This window comes from Bradyrhizobium sp. JR4.3 (assembly GCF_040547695.1).
GTDB classification, from domain to species: domain Bacteria; phylum Pseudomonadota; class Alphaproteobacteria; order Rhizobiales; family Xanthobacteraceae; genus Bradyrhizobium; species Bradyrhizobium canariense.
On record NZ_JBEPQF010000038.1, the window covers coordinates 49,351 to 66,601 of the forward strand.

The following is a 17,251-nucleotide window of genomic DNA, read 5'->3' on the forward strand; positions in this document are numbered from 1 at the left end:
AGGCTAGATCACCGTCCCTTGGTCGGAATCTTGTTATACGGCACGTCCTTGTCGACGCGGATGTCGCCCGGCAATCCCAGCACGCGCTCGGCGATGATGTTGCGCAAGATCTCGTCGGTGCCGCCCGCGATGCGCATCGAAGGCGAGGACAGCAGCATCTGCTGGAACTGGCCCTGCACGGTCTCCTCGTCAGTGCCGGTGAGAACGCCGGCCGCGCCCTGGAGGTCCATCGCATAGGTCGCGATGTCCTGGAGCATCATGCCGGACACGAGCTTGCCGATCGAATTCTCCGGCCCCGGCCGTTCACCCTTGGACAGCGCCGAGATCGCGCGGTAGCTGGTGTATTTCAACCCGCTCGACTTCACCGCCCAGCTCGCGAGTTTTGAGCGCACGGCGGGATCGTCGATGGCGAGGCCATCCTCCATCATCAGATTGGAGCAGAACTCGAACATCTCGGGCACGCCGGTCGCAAGCCGCGAGCCGATCGACATCCGCTCGTTCATCAACGTGGTCAGCGACACGCTCCAGCCCTCGCCGACGGCGCCGAGGCGCTGGCTGTCGGGAATGACGACGTCGGTGAAATAGACCTCGTTGAACTCCTGCATGCCGTTGGCCTGCTTGATCGGCCGCACCTCGACGCCAGGGCTCTTCATGTCCAGGAAGAACATGGTGAGACCCTTGTGCTTGGGCACATTGGGATCGGTGCGCGCGATCAAAAGTCCGTAGTCGGAATAGTGCGCGCCGGAGGTCCAGATCTTCTGGCCGTTGACGACCCAATTGTCGCCCTTCTTCTCCGCGCGCGTGCGCAAGCCCGCGACGTCGGAGCCCGCCGACGGCTCGGAGAACAGCTGGCACCAGATCTCCTCGCCTGCGGCCAGCTTCGGCAAATGGCGCCGCTTGGCGTCCTCGCTGCCAAAAGCCATCACGGTTGGGCCGCACATGCCCTCGCCGATCTGGAACGGCTGCGTCAGCTTGCCGTAGACGCCTTCCTCCTGCTGCCAGATCACGCGCTCGATCGGCGTCGCACCCCGGCCGCCATATTCCTTCGGCCAGTGCAGGCAGGCCCAATTGCCCTCGAACTTCTTCTTCTGCCAGGCCTTGCCGACATCGACGATGTCGTGCTTGGCAAGCCGGATGCGGCCGAGCGAGGATTTCGACAGCTCGGCCAAGAACTCCTTCGGCGCGTTGGCCTCGACCCATTTGCGTGCGGTCTCGCGGAATGCGGCTTCCTGCGGGGTGTCGTCGAAATTCATGGCGGACCTCTTCGTTCTTGCTCTGTCTTAGTCCCTCATGGTGAGGAGGCGCGCAGCGCCGTCTCAAACCACGAGGCCCCCAGTCGGGCCTGCATCCTTCGAGACGCCGCGTTCCGCGGCTCCTCAGGATGAGGATCATCAACCTCTTCCCTTCGTCGGGATCTTGTTGAACGGCACGTCCTTGTCCACCCGGATGTCGCCGGGCAGGCCCAACACCCGCTCCGCGATGATGTTGCGCATGATCTCGTCGGTGCCGCCTTCGACGCGGGTACCAGGCGCGCGCAGCAGCATCGCCTGGAAACGGCCGGCGAGTTCGGAATCTTCAGGACCGCTGATCACACCGGCGGCGCCTTGCAGATCCAGCGCGTAGGTCGCGACATCCTGGATCATGGAGCCCGCGACCAGCTTGCCGATGGAATTTTCCGGCCCCGGCCGCTCGCCCTTAGACAGCGCCGAGATCGCGCGCATGCTGGTGTATTTCAGCCCGCTCGCCTTCACCGCCCAGCTCGCCAGCTTCGCGCGCACCGCGCGGTCCTCGATTGCCGGGCCATCGTCCAGCATCAGGCTGGAGCAATATTCGAACAGCTCGGGGAAGCCTGTCGAGACGGCCGCGCCGATCGCGCTGCGCTCGTTCATCAGCGTGGTCAGCGAGACGTTCCAGCCGTCACCGACCTCGCCGAGGCGCTGATGATCGGGAATGCGAACATTGGTGAAATAGACCTCGTTGAAGTCGGAAGCGCCGCTGGCCTGCTTGATCGGCCGCACCTCGACGCCGGGGCTCTTCATGTCCAGGAAGAACATGGTCAGGCCCTTGTGCTTGGGCACGGTCGGATCGGTGCGGGTGAGCAAAATGCCGTAATCGGAATAGTGCGCGCCCGACGTCCAGATCTTCTGGCCGTTGATGACCCACTCGTCGCCGTCTTTCTCCGCGCGCGTGCGCAGGCCCGCAACGTCGGAGCCGCCCGCGGGCTCGGAGAACAGCTGGCACCAGACCTTTTCGCCGGAGGCGAGCGGCGGCAGATAGGCGCGCTTGTGCTCCTCGCGCGCGAACGCCATCATGGTCGGCCCGCACATGCCGTGGCCGATGATGAACATGCGGGATAGCTGGCCGAACGGCCCCTCTTCCTGCTGCCAGATCACACGCTCGATCGGCGACGAGCCGCGGCCACCATACTCCTTCGGCCAGTGCAGACAGGCCCAGCCGGCATCGGCCTTCTTCTTCTGCCAGGCCTTTGCGACGTCGAGGATGTTGGCGTTCTTCAATTGCGTGCGGCCGAGCGAGGACTTGCGAAGCTCTTCCTCATACTGCTTCGGTGCATTGGCCGCGATCCAGGCGCGAGCAGTGGCGCGAAATTCAGCTTCCTGCGGGGTATCGTCGAAGTTCATGGTTCTATTCTCTCTGTCATTCCGGGGCGCGCGAAGCGCGAACCCGGAATCTCGACGTTATTCACTCATCTCTGGATTCTCGGATGTGCAATTGCACATCATAGTTCGCCGCTCTGCGGCGCCCCTGAATGACGATAACGTCACGCCGCGTTCTTCTTGCGCATACGGTCGATCAACTGGTCTTCCCAATAGGACAGGCTGCCGAGCCCGAGCGCCATGGCGTTGGCACGGCGGTAGTACATGTGGCAGTCGAACTCCCAGGTGAAACCCATGCCGCCGTGAACCTGGATGTTGTTCTTGGCGCAGTGCTGGAACGCCTGCGTCGCGCTGATGCGCGCGGCTGCAGCCGCTTCCGGCAATTCGGATGCATTGGTCGAGAGCGCCCAAGCGCCGTAATAGCTGTTGGAACGTGCCAGCGTCGCCGACACGTACATGTCTGCCAGCATGTGCTTGACGGCCTGGAACGAGCCGATCTGTCGGCCGAAGGCGATGCGGTCGAGCGCGTAGTCGCGGCCCATCTCCAGCGCGCGGTCGGAGCCGCCCACCTGCTCGAACGCGCAGAGCACCGCGGCGCGATCGAGCACTTGAGTCAAGATGCTCCAGCCTTCGCCGGCCGCGCCTAGCGGCTCTGCCTTGCAATCCCTGAAAGTGATCTCGGCCTGTCCGCGGGTCGGATCGAGGTTGGTCAGGCTTCTCACCTCGACGCCGCCGTCCTTGAGATCGACGATGAATAAGGAGATGTCGCCGTCGCGCCCGCTCGATCCCGTGCGTGCCGCGACCACCGCGAAGTCGGCGATCGCGCCATCAGCGACCGGCTTCTTGACCCCGTTGAGCACGCCATTCGCAGCCGTGAGCTTGACGTTCTTCGGCGACGGATTGCCCTTGCCCTCGAACAGCGCCAGCGTGCCGATCGCCTCTCCCGAGGCAATCGCCGGCAACCATTTCTTCTTCTGCGCATCGCTGCCGGCAATCAGCAGCGCTTCGGCAGCGAGGTAGACGGTGGAGGAAAACGGCACCGGTGCGTTCGCCCGGCCCATTTCTTCGGCGATCACGCAGAGCTCGAGATGGCCGGCACCGGCGCCCCCAAAGTCCTCTGGGATTGCGACGCCGAGAAAACCCATCTCGGCGAGGCCTTTCCACAGCTCCTTGTCGTACGGCGCCTTGCCGTCGAGGACTGCGCGCACCGCCTTGGGTGGGCATTTCTCGGCGAGGAATTTGCGCGCCTGATCGCGGAGCTGCTTCTGGTCGTCGGAGAAATCGAAGTTCATGGCGCGTATCCCGTCATTGTTGTTCTGTAGGATGGGTGGAGCGAAGCGATACCCATCAACTGTCTGACTACGAGCGATGGGTTTCGCTGCGCTCTACCCATCCTACGGCGTTCATTTCAACACGATCACATCCCGGTCGGGCTTGTCGGCATAAAGCCGCTCCACCAGGGCGGCACGGCGCTCCAGGCCGGCGCGCTGGTTGATGTAGCCCTTGTCGGTGAGCTCGTTGCCGTCGATCGAGGGCGGTTCCGCCATCAGCATGGCGCGCGCGATGATACGGCTGCTGGCGCCTTCGCACTCCTTGTTGTGAGCCTCCAGCCCGCGCCTGAAGCAGGCGATCACCTCGGGATGCTTCACTGCGTCTCCGAAGCTGAGATCGGGATTGCCGACGAGCTGGCGGCAGGCATGCAGATTCGGCCAGGCCAGCAGGCCGATGAAGGCGCGATCCTGCCCCGCGACCAGCGCGTCGTGCACGACCGGCGTCGCAGCGGCGATCGCATCCGTGCGCAGCGAGCCGACATGGACGAAGGTGCCGGTGGTCAGCTTGAAATCCTCGACCACGCGCCCAGCAAAGATGATGCCTTTCACCGGATCGGTTTCGTCGACGAAGACGCCGGCGTCACCGATGCAATAAAAACCTTCCTCGTCGAACATTTTCTTCGTCAGGTCAGGCTGGCCGAAATATCCCGGCGTCACGTTGACGCCGCGCAGACGCAGCTCGTATTTCGAGCCGCAAGGCACCATCTTCAACTCGACGCCGGGGAACGGCAGGCCGATCAGGCCGACGCGCTCGGTGTCCCAATAGGTGCCGGTCGAGGTCGGCGCGGTCTCGGTCGAGCCCCAGCCGGTGTAGAACACGATGCGCTCGCCAGTGGTCTTCACGGCCAAAGCCTGCATGCGGTCGTAGAGATCATCCGGCAGTCGTGCGCCGCCATAGGCCATGATCGAGAGGTTCTTGAAGAAGGACCGGCACAGCGCCTCGTCCTTCTCCATGGCCGCGGCGAGCGCGGCATAGCCGGCGGGCACGTTGGCGTAATAAGTCGGCGAGATCTCGCGCAGATTGCGCAGCGTCTCATCGAACTGGCCCGGCATGGGCCGGCCGTCGTCGATATAGAGTGTGCCGCCGTCGACCAGGATCGGGTGGAACGCCGCATTGCCGCCCATCGTGTGGTTCCAGGGCATCCAGTCCAGCATGGTCGAGATCGGACCGCCGGGATCGCGCGGCCGCACCTGCATCATCATCGCCGCATTGGCGCACATCATCGCTTGCGTGTTGATGACGGCCTTGGGCATGCCGGTCGAGCCTGACGTGAACAGCAGTTTGCCGACGGTCTCAGGCGTGATCTTTGCAATCGACGTTTCGACATCGGCAGTCACGGCCGTCGCCGCGAGCGCGGCAAAGCTGACGCTCTCGATGCCCTCGCAGGGCCGCAAGACGTGAACGACGGTGACGCCGGTGAGATCGAGGGCTTTCAGCGCCTTCTCGAAAGTCGGGCCGTCCTGCACCATCACCACGCCGGGCTTGATCAGGTCGAACAAATATTTCAGCTTGACGTGATCATGGCTCATCAAGGAGTAGGCGGGCGACACCGGCGCGGCGGGTACGCGAGCCTGCATCGCGGCCTGCGTCATCAGCGCGTGCTCGATCGAATTGCCGGAGAGGATCGTGACCGGGCGGCCGTCGAGCGCGAGATTGAGCAGGCCTTGCGTCAGCGCATCCACGGTGCGCTTGGCCTTCCCATAGGACACCTTACGCCATTCGCGGTTAGGGCCGCCGCGCTGGGCAAGCCAGATCCGCTCGGGCGCTTCCTTCGCCCATTTTGCCAGCGAAGCCGGGATATGCTTCTCGTAGGTCTGCAGCGGGATGCGCGACTTCAGCACCACCGTGCCGTCGTCGCGGCGCTCGACATCGATGTCGCGCGCAAGCCACTTGACCTTGCGAAAGGCGGGCTTCGTCATCACCGCCGCCGCGCTTCCACTCATTGTGCGTCTCCCGGAATTTCTCGTCCTTTACGGATCTTCATTGTCAGCGCCTGATATAGACAGGCTTTCGCTTCTCAAGGAAGGCCCTGATGCCTTCCGAAAATTCCTCGGAGCGGCTGCACAGGACCTGGTTGCGATCCTCCATCGCGATCACGGCTTCCAGCGATCCGGCATCGACGCTCATGTTGAGACATTCCTTGGACAGGCGCAGGCCCACGGGCGAGGCCGTGATCATCGCGTCGACATAGGGTTCGGCGGCATCATCGAGCTTGTCCTCCTCGACGACCTCGGAGACCAGCCCGACCGCGAGCGCCCGTTCGGCGCCGATGAAGCGCCCTGTGAGGATCAGCTCCGAGGCAACGGAGACACCGACAAGGCGTGGCAGGAAATAGCTGGTGCCGATGTCGCAGCCGCCTAGGCCGAGCTTGATGAAAGCGCAGTTCATCCGCGCCGATCTCGTCGCGATGCGGATGTCAGAGGCGAGCGCCAGCGCAAAGCCGCCGCCAGCGGCCGCGCCCTGCACCAGAGAGATGATCGGCTGCGGACAGCGCCGCATCAGCATCACGATGTCGGCGATGCGCCGCTGCGAGTCCAGCGACTCCGTGACACCGGGCGGCTCCTGCTGGCCGGCACGACGCTGCATCGCCGCCTTGAGATCGAGCCCTGCGCAAAAATTCTTGCCGGCGCCCTTCAGCACCACGACGCGCGTGTCGCGGTTGCGCTGAAGGCCCTGGAAGTAAACATTGAGCGCGTCGATCAGCGCAGGATCGAGCGCGTTGAGGTGTTCGGGACGATTGAGCGTCACGGTGTCGACGCCGTCATTGTGCTCGATCAGCAGCGGTTGGGACATGAGGCGCCTCGTGCTTGCCGCCATTCGCGGTGCCGATTGCTGCGCCCTCTCCCCTTGTGGGAGAGGGCATGTACGCTGTGAGCTCGGAATTCGCCTGGGTGAGGGGTCTGTCTCCGTGGATAGAGACCCCTCATCCGGCGCGCAAGAGCGCGCCACCTTCTCCCGCGAGGGGAGAAGGAAAAGAGCCCTACCGCGGCGCCATGCGGATCGCGCCGTCGAGGCGAATGGTTTCGCCATTCAGCATCGGGTTCTCGACGATGTGCACGGCCAGCGAGCCGTATTCATTGGCGTCGCCGAGACGCGCGGGATGCGGCACCTGGGCACCGAGGCTCTTGCGGGCCTCTTCATTCAAGCCCATCAGCAGCGGCGTCAGGAACAGGCCGGGCGCGATGGTGTTGACGCGGATCTTTTGGCTCGCGAGATCGCGCGCCGCCGGCAGGGTAAGGCCAACGACACCGCCCTTCGAAGCGGCATAAGCGATCTGGCCGATCTGGCCTTCGTAAGCCGCGACCGACGCCGTGTTGACGATGACGCCGCGTTCTTCACCGACCGGCTCGATCGTGACGAGGCGCTCGGCGAACAGACGCAGGCAGTTGAAGGTGCCGATCAAATTGACATTGATGATGCGCGCGAACTTTTCCAGCGGGTAGACGCCGTCGCGGCCGACGATGCGCTGCGAGCCACCGATGCCGGCGCAGTTCATCAGCACGCGCGCGACGCCGTGCGCAGCTTCCGCCTTGGCGATCGCCGCCTTGATCTGCTCCTCGCTGGTGACATCGGCGTGGAGCGCGATGCCCTTCACTTCGGCGGCAACCTTCTCGGCGTTTTCCTTGCTCTGGTCGATCACGCCGATCTTGGCGCCCTTGGCGGCCATGGCGCGGGCGGTCGCGGCACCGAGGCCCGACCCGCCGCCCGTGATGAGAACGGCTACGTCTTTCAACTGCATCGCAAATACCTTTCCTCTACCTTTTCCTTGGGCGTTTCTTCTCTAGACTTCTGCGTTCTGGCCGGATTATCCGGCCGCGGCAGCTTCCTCGATATTCGTGAGGATGCCGCCGCAGATCAGCGTTTCCATGTGCTTGATATATTGCCGGCAAACGTCGTCGGTGACCGGGCCGACGCCGGTCGCGCGCGACATCGCGTGCCGGCCGAAGAACAGATGATCGCAGGCGCCGATCAGGCTGGTGTAGAACAGCACCGGATCGGTGGCGCGGAATTCGCCCTGGCTGACGCCTTCGGCGAGCAGGCGCCGATGGAAATCCAGCAGCGGCGCGACGAAAAATTTCGAGACTTCGTCCGCGGAGCCCGCGACGCTCTCGTGCAGCAGATAGTGGATCAGCCGGTTCATGTAAGGAAACCGGTGATAGGCGCGAATGATGCCGCCGATATGCAGCTTCAGCTTCGCGGTCGGCGTGATCGGCTGGGCCAGCAGGTATTCGAGATTGGAGAGTTCCGTTCCCGCGTCGCGCTCAAGCAGCGCCAACAGCAGGCCATCCTTGTTGCCAAAGTGGTATTTGACCAGCGCAGCGTTGGCGCCGGACTTCTGGGCGATGTCGCTCAGCGAAATCTCGATCGAGGAGCGTTCGATCATCAGCTCGCTCGCGGCCACGAGCAATTTCTCTGCCGTGGAATTCTTTGCGCTTGGGAGCCTGTTCGGTACGCTGGTAGTCACGGAGATCCCTGATTTTGGCGCGAGAGCGGCCGCAGATAAGCCCAAGCAGCGCCTCCCCACAAGAGTTAATTGATCGATTGACTAAACAGCCAGTCGCCCCTTAAATCCGCCCCGACAACCAGCCGTTCAAAATAATCCAGGGAGAAACCGACATGGCCGAGGCTTATATCGTCGCCGCTGCGCGTACCGCCGGTGGGCGCAAGGGGGGCCGCCTCGCCGGATGGCATCCGGCCGATCTCGCCGCGAAGGTGCTGGACGAGCTGGTCGACCGCACCAAGGTCGATCCTGCGCTGGTCGAGGACGTGATCATGGGCTGCGTCATGCAGGTCGGCGAGCAGTCCAACAACGTCGCGCGCAACGCGATCATGGCCTCGAAGCTGCCGGAGAGCGTGCCGGGCACCTCGATCGACCGCCAATGCGGCTCCTCGCAGCAGGCGCTGCACTTCGCAGCCCAGGCCGTGATGTCCGGCGCGATGGACGTGGTGATCGCCGCCGGCGTGGAATCGATGACGCGCGTGCCGATGGGCCTGTCGTCGCAGCTTCCCGCCAAGAACGGCTTTGGCAATTACAAGAGCCCGGGTATCGAGCACCGTTATCCGAACATCGTATTCAGCCAGTTCACCGGCGCGGAGATGATGGCCGAGAAGTACGGTCTCTCCAAGGATGAGCTCGACGAATACTCCTACAACAGCCATCAGCGCGCGATCGCGGCAACACAGGCCGGTCATTTCAAGACGGAGATCGTGCCGCTCGAGATCACCCGCGCCGACGGCTCCAAGGACACCCACCACATCGACGAGGGTATCCGCTTCGACGCCACACTCGACGGCATCAAGGGCGTCAAGCTGATCGCCGAGAACGGCAAGCTCTCCGCGGCCAGCGCCAGCCAGATCTGCGATGGCGCCTCCGGCGTGATGGTGGTGAACGAGCGTGGCCTGAAGCAGCTTGGCCTGAAGCCGCTGGCGCGCGTCCACCACATGACCATGATGGGCGGCGATCCCGTGATCATGCTCGATGCTCCGCTGCACGCCACCAAGCGCGCGCTGGAAAAGGCCGGCATGACGATCGACGATATCGACCTGTTCGAAGTCAACGAGGCCTTTGCTTCGGTACCGACGGGGTGGTTGAAGACCACGGGCGCCGATCCGGAACGTCTCAACGTCAATGGCGGCGCCATCGCGCTCGGCCATCCGCTCGGCTGCTCCGGCACCAAGCTGATGACGACGCTGGTGCATGCCCTGCATCAGCGCGGCAAGCGCTACGGCCTGCAGACCATGTGCGAAGGTGGCGGCATGGCCAACGTGACGATCGTGGAGCGGCTGTAAGCTGCTGCCTCGTTGGTCACCACATTAACGGTGTCGTCCCGGCGTAGGCCGGGACCCATAACCGCAGGAGTTTGTGGTTAGGGCGAGCTGTGGCGACATCGCGCTTCAACAATTTGCAGCAGTGGGTATGGGTCCCGGCCTTCGCCGGGACGACACCATTTATGCCTTGGGACCGCGCTTATGACTCACCCCTCCATCCACGCCCGCGCCACGCCCGACAAAATCGCCTACCAGATGGCCGGGACCGGCAAGGCGATCACCTATCGCGAGCTCGACGAGCTTTCGAACCAGGGCGCGCACCTGTTCCGCTCGCTCGGGCTGAAAGCCGGCGACCACATCGCGCTGCTGATGGAGAACCGCCTCGCCTTCATGGAGATCTGCTGGGCCGCGCAACGCAGCGGGCTCTATTACACCGCGATCAGCCGCTATTTGAAGCAGGACGAGATCGACTACATCATCGCCGATTGCGGCGCCAAGGTCGTGATTACGACGCCCAAATGCGCCGATCAGATCAAAGGCCTAATAAAGGGTGCAGCCGGCGAGCCGGTCTTCTACATGATGGATGAGCCGCAAGCCGGCTTCCGCTCCTACGACAAGGAAGCGGCCGCCCAGCCAACAACGCCGATCGCCGACGAGGTCGCCGGCTATGACATGCTATATTCGTCGGGCACCACGGGCCGACCCAAGGGCATCAAGAAGGCGTTCGAGGGCAAGCCGATCGACGAGCCGAACGCGTTTCTGCGTGTGCTCTGCGCCAGCATGTGCGGCATGAACGCCGAGACTATTTATCTCTCACCGGCTCCGCTTTATCACGCCGCTCCCTTGCGCTTCAACATGATGGCGATCCTGCTCGGCGGCACTTCCATCATCATGGAGCACTTTGACGCCGAAGATTTCCTGAGGCTGGTCGAAAAATACAAGGTGACCCACGCGCAGCTCGTGCCGACCATGTTCGTGCGCATGCTCAAGCTGCCGGACGAGGTCCGCAACCGCTACGACGTTTTGACGCTGAAGGGCGCGATCCACGCCGCCGCCCCCTGCCCGGTCGAGGTCAAGGCAAAGATGATCGAATGGTGGGGGCCGATCCTGATCGAGTATTACGCAGGCTCCGAAGGCAACGGCGTCACCGTCTGCAACTCGAAAGAATGGCTGGAGCACCGCGGCAGCGTCGGCCGCGCCGTGGTCGGCACGATCAAGATTCTGGACGAGAACGACGAGGAGCAGCCGACGGGCGAGATCGGCACGGTCTATTTCGCCGATGCGCCCGTTTTCACCTACCACAACGATCCCGAGAAGACGAAGAAGGCCTACAACGCAAAAGGCTGGTCGACGCTCGGCGACGTCGGCTATCTCGACAAGGACGGCTTTCTCTTCCTCACCGATCGCAAGTCCTACATGATCATCTCGGGCGGCGTGAACATCTACCCGCAGGAGACCGAGGACGTGCTCATCACCCACCCCGAAGTCGCCGACGTCGCCGCGTTCGGTGTGCCGAACGAGGAGATGGGCGAAGAGGTCAAGGCCGTGGTGCAACCGCACGATCCCAAGCGCGCCGGCAAGGAGCTCGAGGCCGACCTGATCGCCTACTGCAAGAGCCGCCTCTCGACGATCAAATGCCCGCGCTCGATCGATTTCGAAGCCGAGCTGCCGCGCACCCCGACCGGCAAGCTGGTGAAGCGGCATTTGCGCGACAAATATTGGCCGAAGGCGGCGGTGAAGATTTAGCCCGCCGCCTCATCGTCTCAATCGAACAAGCTCGGCGTGTGGTTCACAAGCGCGCCTTCGATCTCGAGCATCTTCAGCTTCGTCACCACGCCGCCATTCGCGGAGAAGCCGCCGGGCTTGTTGCCGGCCGCCAGCACGCGATGGCACGGCACGACGATCGGGCACGGATTGCGGCCGAGCGCCTGGCCGACGTCGCGCGACAGCTCGACACCGCCGAGTTGCTTGGCGATGTCGCCATAGGTGACGGTCTTGCCCGGCGGAATGGTGCGGGCGATCGCGTAGACGCCGCGGTTGAAGTTGGGCACGCCGTCGAGGTCGAGCGGAATGTCGGTGAGGTCATCCGGCTCGCCCGCGAGCAGTTTTGTGATGCGGTCGATCGCCTGCTGCACTTCGGCGGTCGGCTCGGCTTCGTTGGCATCGGCATGGCGCTGGCTGATGCGGGTGCGGATCTTCTGCTCACCGCCCATCGGCAGTTGCGTGCCGTTGATGCCGCGCGGACCCCAGGCAATGGCGCAAAGGCCGATCTTGCTGTCGAACAAGGCAAAATGCTGGTCGGTCATGGTTCGGTCCCTGGCTTGCGTTCCCTCGCATGCCCCATTGTGATCTGAGCCCAAATCTAGGCTTGGAAATAGTTGCGATCCACCCGGTTTCCGGGAATCTTGCACAGGAGTTCCGCCTCCCCTTTCGCGAGCCCGCAAATGCAAAGTCTCCACGTCAACGGATACGACATGCCCTATCTCGACGTGGGCGAAGACCGAGGCCGGCCGCCGCTGGTCTGCGTGCATGGCTCGCTTAACGACTTCCGTGTCTGGGGCTGCGTGCTCGGGCCGCTATCCCAGCGGCACCGGCTGATCTGCGTCAGCCTGCGGCATTTCTTCCCGGCGCGATGGGATGGCGTCGGCGACACCTATTCGATCGCCCAGCATGTCGACGACGTCATCGCCTTCATTGAGGAACTCGACCTTGGCCCGATCGATTTGATGGGCCATTCCCGCGGCGGGCACATCTGCTTCCGCGTGGCGCAGCGGCGGCCGGAGCTGCTCCGGCGGTTGGTGCTGGCCGAGCCAGGCGGCGAGCTCGATGCGAGCCTCGACCCCGATTATGCCGGCGAACCCTCGCCACTGCTGGCGCGGTTCACGGCCTCGGCCGAGAAGATCGCGGCCGGCGACATCGACGGCGGCCTTGCCGTCTTCGTCGACACGCTGGAAGGGCCCGGCACCTGGCCGCGGCTGCCGGCGCTGGTGAAGCAGAATCTGCGCGACAACGCCTTCACGCTGATCGGTCAGGTCCGCGACAACCGCCCGCCGTTCTCGAAGGCGGACGCGGAGTCCATCAAGATGCCGACGCTGTTCATCCTGGGCGCGCGGACCAAGGGCCTGCTGCCGAAAGTGCTGCATGCGCTCGCCGCCCATGTGCCGTATTCCAGGACGGCCGTCATCCCGAACGCAACGCACCCGATGTTCGAGCAGGCGCCGCAGAAATACTCCGAAGTGGTGCTGGATTTTCTGGCAGGCTGATCATGCAGACATTTCGTGTCAATGGTTACGACATGGCCTATCTCGAGGTGGGACGAGGCCCGCCGCTGGTCTGCGTGCACGGCACGCTCGGCGATTTCCGCACCTGGTACTCCGTGCTCGGCCCGCTGTCGAAATCGCATCGCGTGATCTCGGTCAGCCTGCGGCATTTCTTTCCCGAGCATTGGGATGCCGTCGGCGACGACTACAAGATGGCTCAACACGTCGCTGATATGATCGCCTTCATCGAGCAGGTCAAACCCGCGCCGGTCGATTTGATGGGCCATTCGCGCGGCGGCCACATCGCGTTTCGCGTGGCGCAGTCGCGGCCGGATCTGTTGCGCAAACTGGTGCTGGCCGAACCCGGCGGCGATCTCGACGCGAGCCTGCCGGTGCCTGCGGGCACGCCTGCGCATCCGCCGCTGGCCGCGCGCACGGCGCGCTCGGTCGAGATGATCCGCGCCGGTGACATCGAGGGCGCGCTGCAGAACTTCTATGAAGGCATCGAAGGCGACGGCTCGTGGCGGCGCGTGCCGGCGGCGGTCAAGCAGCAATTGCGCGACAACGCGATCACCTTCCTCGGCCAGATCAACGAGCAGCGCAGGCCCTACACGCTCGCGGATGCGCAAGCGATCACGACCCCGACGCTCCTGATCGGCGGCGGCGCGACGACGGGCAGCCTGGCGGTGATGTGGAGTGTGCTCGCCGAGCACATCGCTGGGGCGAAGACGGCCGTGATCCCCAATGCCGGCCACTGGATGTTCGAGCAGGCGCCGCTGGAGTTCGGCGCGGCGATGAAAGCGTTCCTGGCGGAGTAGGTGCCTCACCCCTCTTTTTCTTTTTCCTCGAAAACAACCCCATGCACAGTAGCCGACCCTAGCAATATCAAGGGCTTGGCGAAGCGCAAAAAACGAAGTCGGACGTCCCCTTGGCCGCACTTGACGCCCTCGTCCTCGCGCCGTACGTTTGAATACGGAATTCCGTATTCCCTGTTGCCGTTCTGGGAGCTGCCGGCGTGATCCCCCTCGACCCGCTTCCGAACTTGATCGACCAGGTCTATGCGCGGATCCTGGAGGCGATCTCCGACCGCACGCTGCAGCCCGGCCAGCGCATCCGGCAGAACGAGCTCGCCGACCGGCTCGGCGTATCGCGCCAGCCGGTGTCGCATGCGCTGCACCTGTTGCACCGGCAGGGACTCGTGGCCGAGAGCGGCCGGCGCGGCTTTGAAGTCACCCAGCTCGATCCCGCACGCATCCGCCAGCTCTACGAGGTGCGCGGCGCGATCGATGCGCTGGCGGCGCGGCTCGCCGGCGAACGCGCCGGGACCGATGCGTCGGGACGCGCGCGGCTGGAGGCGGCGCTCGCCGCCGGACGCGGAATCGACGGCAAGACCACGCTCGCCGAGCTGATCGCGCTCGACGTCGAGTTTCATCGCGCGATCTATCGGCTCGCCGGCAATCCCGTGATCGAGGAGACGATCACGCCGCAATGGCCGCATATGCGCCGCTCGATGGCGACGGTGCTGTCCGAGCTCGACTATCGCGGCAGCGCCTGGGCCGAGCATGCCGACATTGCCGGACACATTCTCGCGGGCGACGCGAAGGCGGCCGAGCGTGCGGCGCTTGCGCACGCGCAGACGGCGGGACGAATGACCGAGGAGAGATTGAGGGCGACGGAAGAGGCGGCGTAACCGCACACGCTGTCGTTCCGGGGCGATGCGCAGCATCGAGCCCGGAATCCATCGGACGGCCTATGCTGTGGAGAAATGGATTCCGGGTTCGCGACTTCGTCGCGCTCCGGAATGACAAGAAACAAACCAAAGGAGGACGCGCCATGAAACTGTCCCAGGAGCAATTGGAGTTCTTCCACCGCGAGGGCTGGCTGTTCCTGCCGGAATTGTTCAGCCCGGAGGAGGTCGATCTCCTCGCGCGCGAGGCGGTTGCCATCTATGACGCGAACCGGCCGGAAGTCTGGCGCGAGAAGAGCGGCGCGCCGCGCACCGCCTTTGCCGCGCATCTCTACAACGAGGCGTTCGGCATTCTGGGTGCGCATCCGCGCATGATCGACCCGGTCGAGCAATTGTTCGGCGAGCCCGTCTACATGCACCAGTTCAAGATCAACGCAAAATCCGCCTTCACCGGCGACGTCTGGCAATGGCACCAGGATTACGGCACCTGGAAGCGCGACGACGGCATGCCCGAGCCGCGCGCGATGAACATCGCGATCTTCCTCGACGAGGTGATGCCGATCAACGGCCCGCTGATGCTGGTGCCGCAGAGCCAGAACGCCGGCGACCTCAAGGCCTCGCACGACCTCGCGACGACTTCGTATCCGCTGTGGACGCTGGACGAGGAGACCGTGACGCGGCTGGTCAAGCAGGGCGGCATCGTGGCGCCGACGGGAAAGCCGGGCGGCATGCTGATGTTCCACGGCAATCTCGTGCATGGCTCGGCCGGCAACATCACGCCCTACCCGCGCAAGATCGTGTACCTGACGCTGAACGCGGTTTCGAACTACATCCGAACCCCGACAAGGCCGGAGTACATTGCGCATCGCGACTTCGCGCCGATCCAGACGGTGGAGGACGACGCGCTGCTACGGCTCGCCCGTGCGCCGCGGCAGGCGGCGGAGTAAGCGTCATTCCGGGGCGGCGCGTAGCGTCGAGCCCGGAATCCATCAGGCCGCAGAAGTCGCGGATGGATGGATTCCGGGCTCGCGCTTCGCGCGCCCCGGAATGACGAGCTTCAATCGTTGCGCTTAGGACAAGCCCCATGAACCTCTTCCGCCTCCTCCAGGCTCGCGCTTCCGCCGGCAAGCCCGTCCGTGTGGCGCTGATCGGCGCCGGCAAATTCGGCTCGATGTTCCTGGCGCAGGTGCCGCACACGCCAGGGCTGGAGGTCCCCATCATCGTCGACATCAATCGCGACCGTGCGCGCGAGGCCTGCCGCACCGTCGGCTGGGACGCGGCGCGGATCGCCGCCACCGTCTTCACCGATGACGGCGCGCGCGCCATTGCGGGCGGCGCGATGGACGTGGTGGTGGAGGCGACCGGCAATCCAGCCGTCGGCATCAGGCACGCGCGTGCCGCGATCGCGGCCGGCAAGCATATCGTGATGGTCAATGTCGAGGCCGACGTGCTGGCGGGTCCGCTGCTCGCCGAGGAAGCCCGCAAGGCCGGCGTGGTCTATTCGCTCGCCTATGGCGACCAGCCGGCGCTGACCGCGGAGATGGTGGATTGGGCCCGCGCCACCGGCTTTCACGTGGTCGCCGCCGGCAAAGGGACAAAATATCTGCCGGCCTATCACGACGTGACGCCGGATGGCGTCTGGCAGCATTACGGGTTGAGCGCGGGCGAGGCGCAATCGGCCGGGATGAATCCGCAGATGTTCAACTCCTTCCTCGACGGCACCAAGTCGGCGATCGAGATGGCCGCGATCGCCAATGCCTGCGGACTCGACGTGCCTGCGGAGGGCCTGCTGTTTCCACCCTGCGGCGTCGACGACCTGCCGCACATCATGCGGCCGCGCAGCAGGGGCGGCGTGCTGGAGCGGTCGGGCGTCGTGGAGGTGGTCTCCTCGCTCGAGCGCGACGGAAGGCCGGTGTTTCGCGATCTGCGCTGGGGCGTTTACGTCGTGCTGGAGGCGCCGAACGACTACGCCGCCGACTGCTTCAGGCAATACGGCCTCAAGACCGACGGCAGCGGACGGTATGCTGCGATGTACAAGCCCTATCATCTGATCGGCCTCGAGCTGAACATCTCGGTGCTGTCGGCCGCGCTGCGGGGCGAGCCGACCGGGCAGCCCCATGGTTTCCACGGCGACGTCGCCGCCGTGGCCAAACGCAATCTGCGCGCGGGCGAGATGCTGGACGGCGAAGGCGGCTACACGGTGTGGGGCAAGCTGGTGCCGGCGGCCGCGAGCCTCAAGGCCGGCGCGCTGCCGATCGGCCTGGCGCATCGGCTGAAGCTGAAGCACGACGTCGCCCATGGCGAGATCGTGCGTTGGAGCGACGTCGAGTTCGACGCGGGCAACGAGACGGTCAGGACGCGGCGGGCGATGGAGGCGGCCTTCGCAAGCGCAGATCAGGCCGCGCACTCATAGATCGAGATTCATTGGTGCGGCCTGAGCGATGTCCGCTGGCCGACGCTTTGCGGACTCAAGCTGACCATCGATTCAGGTCAGCTATGGGCCGATTTTGTTGCAAAAGTCGGCCACAATGGATTTGACCGCTAGACCTTTCGTTGAGCCGCGCTCTGAAGCGCTGGCCCTGAAGCAT

At 64.4% G+C, this 17,251-nt stretch carries 15 protein-coding genes; 7 read left to right on the forward strand and 8 right to left on the reverse strand.

All coding sequences use genetic code 11. The features are described from left to right. Nucleotides 1-8: 8 nt before the first annotated feature. The 7 genes from ABIB91_RS35640 to ABIB91_RS35670 all read right to left on the reverse strand — a co-directional run bounded on the left by ABIB91_RS35640 (nt 9) and on the right by ABIB91_RS35670 (nt 8,355). Nucleotides 9-1,253, reverse strand: a complete 1,245-nt coding sequence (locus ABIB91_RS35640) for an acyl-CoA dehydrogenase (RefSeq protein ID WP_354171446.1) — start codon at nt 1,251-1,253, stop codon at nt 9-11. Between the two features lie 138 nt (nt 1,254-1,391). Continuing rightward, nucleotides 1,392-2,639, reverse strand: coding sequence for an acyl-CoA dehydrogenase (locus ABIB91_RS35645; RefSeq protein ID WP_354171444.1), 1,248 nt, complete (start codon nt 2,637-2,639; stop codon nt 1,392-1,394). A 140-nt stretch (nt 2,640-2,779) separates the two neighbouring features. Continuing rightward, nucleotides 2,780-3,907, reverse strand: coding sequence for an acyl-CoA dehydrogenase family protein (locus tag ABIB91_RS35650; protein WP_354171442.1), 1,128 nt, complete (start codon nt 3,905-3,907; stop codon nt 2,780-2,782). A gap of 111 nt (nt 3,908-4,018) precedes the next feature. Then, on the reverse strand, nt 4,019-5,890 hold the full coding sequence (locus tag ABIB91_RS35655; RefSeq protein ID WP_354171440.1) for an AMP-binding protein: 1,872 nt from the start codon (nt 5,888-5,890) through the stop codon (nt 4,019-4,021). 43 nt (nt 5,891-5,933) lie between these two features. Beyond that, nucleotides 5,934-6,740, reverse strand: a complete 807-nt coding sequence (locus ABIB91_RS35660) for an enoyl-CoA hydratase/isomerase family protein (protein ID WP_354171438.1) — start codon at nt 6,738-6,740, stop codon at nt 5,934-5,936. Between the two features lie 187 nt (nt 6,741-6,927). Then, entirely contained in the window at nt 6,928-7,686 is a 759-nt protein-coding gene (locus ABIB91_RS35665; RefSeq protein ID WP_007615252.1) for an SDR family NAD(P)-dependent oxidoreductase, read from the reverse strand. Nucleotides 7,687-7,752: 66 nt separating this feature from the next. Further along, nucleotides 7,753-8,355: a TetR family transcriptional regulator gene (locus tag ABIB91_RS35670; protein WP_018453285.1), complete on the reverse strand. Its 603-nt coding sequence runs from the start codon at nt 8,353-8,355 to the stop codon at nt 7,753-7,755. A 209-nt stretch (nt 8,356-8,564) separates the two neighbouring features. Here ABIB91_RS35670 and ABIB91_RS35675 point away from each other — a divergent pair, with 209 nt between their 5' ends. Continuing rightward, nucleotides 8,565-9,737, forward strand: a complete 1,173-nt coding sequence (locus ABIB91_RS35675; protein ID WP_354171435.1) for an acetyl-CoA C-acetyltransferase — start codon at nt 8,565-8,567, stop codon at nt 9,735-9,737. Nucleotides 9,738-9,917: 180 nt separating this feature from the next. Then, complete coding sequence (locus tag ABIB91_RS35680; protein ID WP_354171433.1) at nt 9,918-11,462, forward strand: acyl-CoA synthetase; 1,545 nt, start codon at nt 9,918-9,920, stop codon at nt 11,460-11,462. A gap of 17 nt (nt 11,463-11,479) precedes the next feature. On the opposite strand, the gene ABIB91_RS35685 is transcribed toward ABIB91_RS35680, so the two are convergent. Further along, nucleotides 11,480-12,022 (reverse strand): methylated-DNA--[protein]-cysteine S-methyltransferase, encoded by a 543-nt coding sequence (locus tag ABIB91_RS35685; RefSeq protein WP_354171431.1) that lies wholly within the window; start codon nt 12,020-12,022, stop codon nt 11,480-11,482. Between the two features lie 138 nt (nt 12,023-12,160). Here ABIB91_RS35685 and ABIB91_RS35690 point away from each other — a divergent pair, with 138 nt between their 5' ends. The 5 genes from ABIB91_RS35690 to ABIB91_RS35710 all read left to right on the forward strand — a co-directional run bounded on the left by ABIB91_RS35690 (nt 12,161) and on the right by ABIB91_RS35710 (nt 17,076). Beyond that, a complete protein-coding gene (locus ABIB91_RS35690; RefSeq protein ID WP_354171429.1) occupies nt 12,161-12,979 on the forward strand; it encodes an alpha/beta fold hydrolase in 819 nt (272 codons plus the stop codon). Nucleotides 12,980-12,981: 2 nt separating this feature from the next. Further along, entirely contained in the window at nt 12,982-13,794 is an 813-nt protein-coding gene (locus tag ABIB91_RS35695) for an alpha/beta fold hydrolase (protein ID WP_354171427.1), read from the forward strand. 197 nt (nt 13,795-13,991) lie between these two features. Beyond that, a complete protein-coding gene (locus ABIB91_RS35700; RefSeq protein WP_354171425.1) occupies nt 13,992-14,666 on the forward strand; it encodes a GntR family transcriptional regulator in 675 nt (224 codons plus the stop codon). 143 nt (nt 14,667-14,809) lie between these two features. Next, nucleotides 14,810-15,610 (forward strand): phytanoyl-CoA dioxygenase family protein, encoded by an 801-nt coding sequence (locus ABIB91_RS35705; RefSeq protein ID WP_354126821.1) that lies wholly within the window; start codon nt 14,810-14,812, stop codon nt 15,608-15,610. A 137-nt stretch (nt 15,611-15,747) separates the two neighbouring features. After that, nucleotides 15,748-17,076 carry an NAD(P)H-dependent oxidoreductase gene (locus ABIB91_RS35710; protein WP_354126822.1) on the forward strand — a complete coding sequence of 443 codons (1,329 nt, stop codon included), beginning with the start codon at nt 15,748-15,750 and terminating at the stop codon, nt 17,074-17,076. The last annotated feature ends 175 nt before the right edge of the window (nt 17,077-17,251 follow it).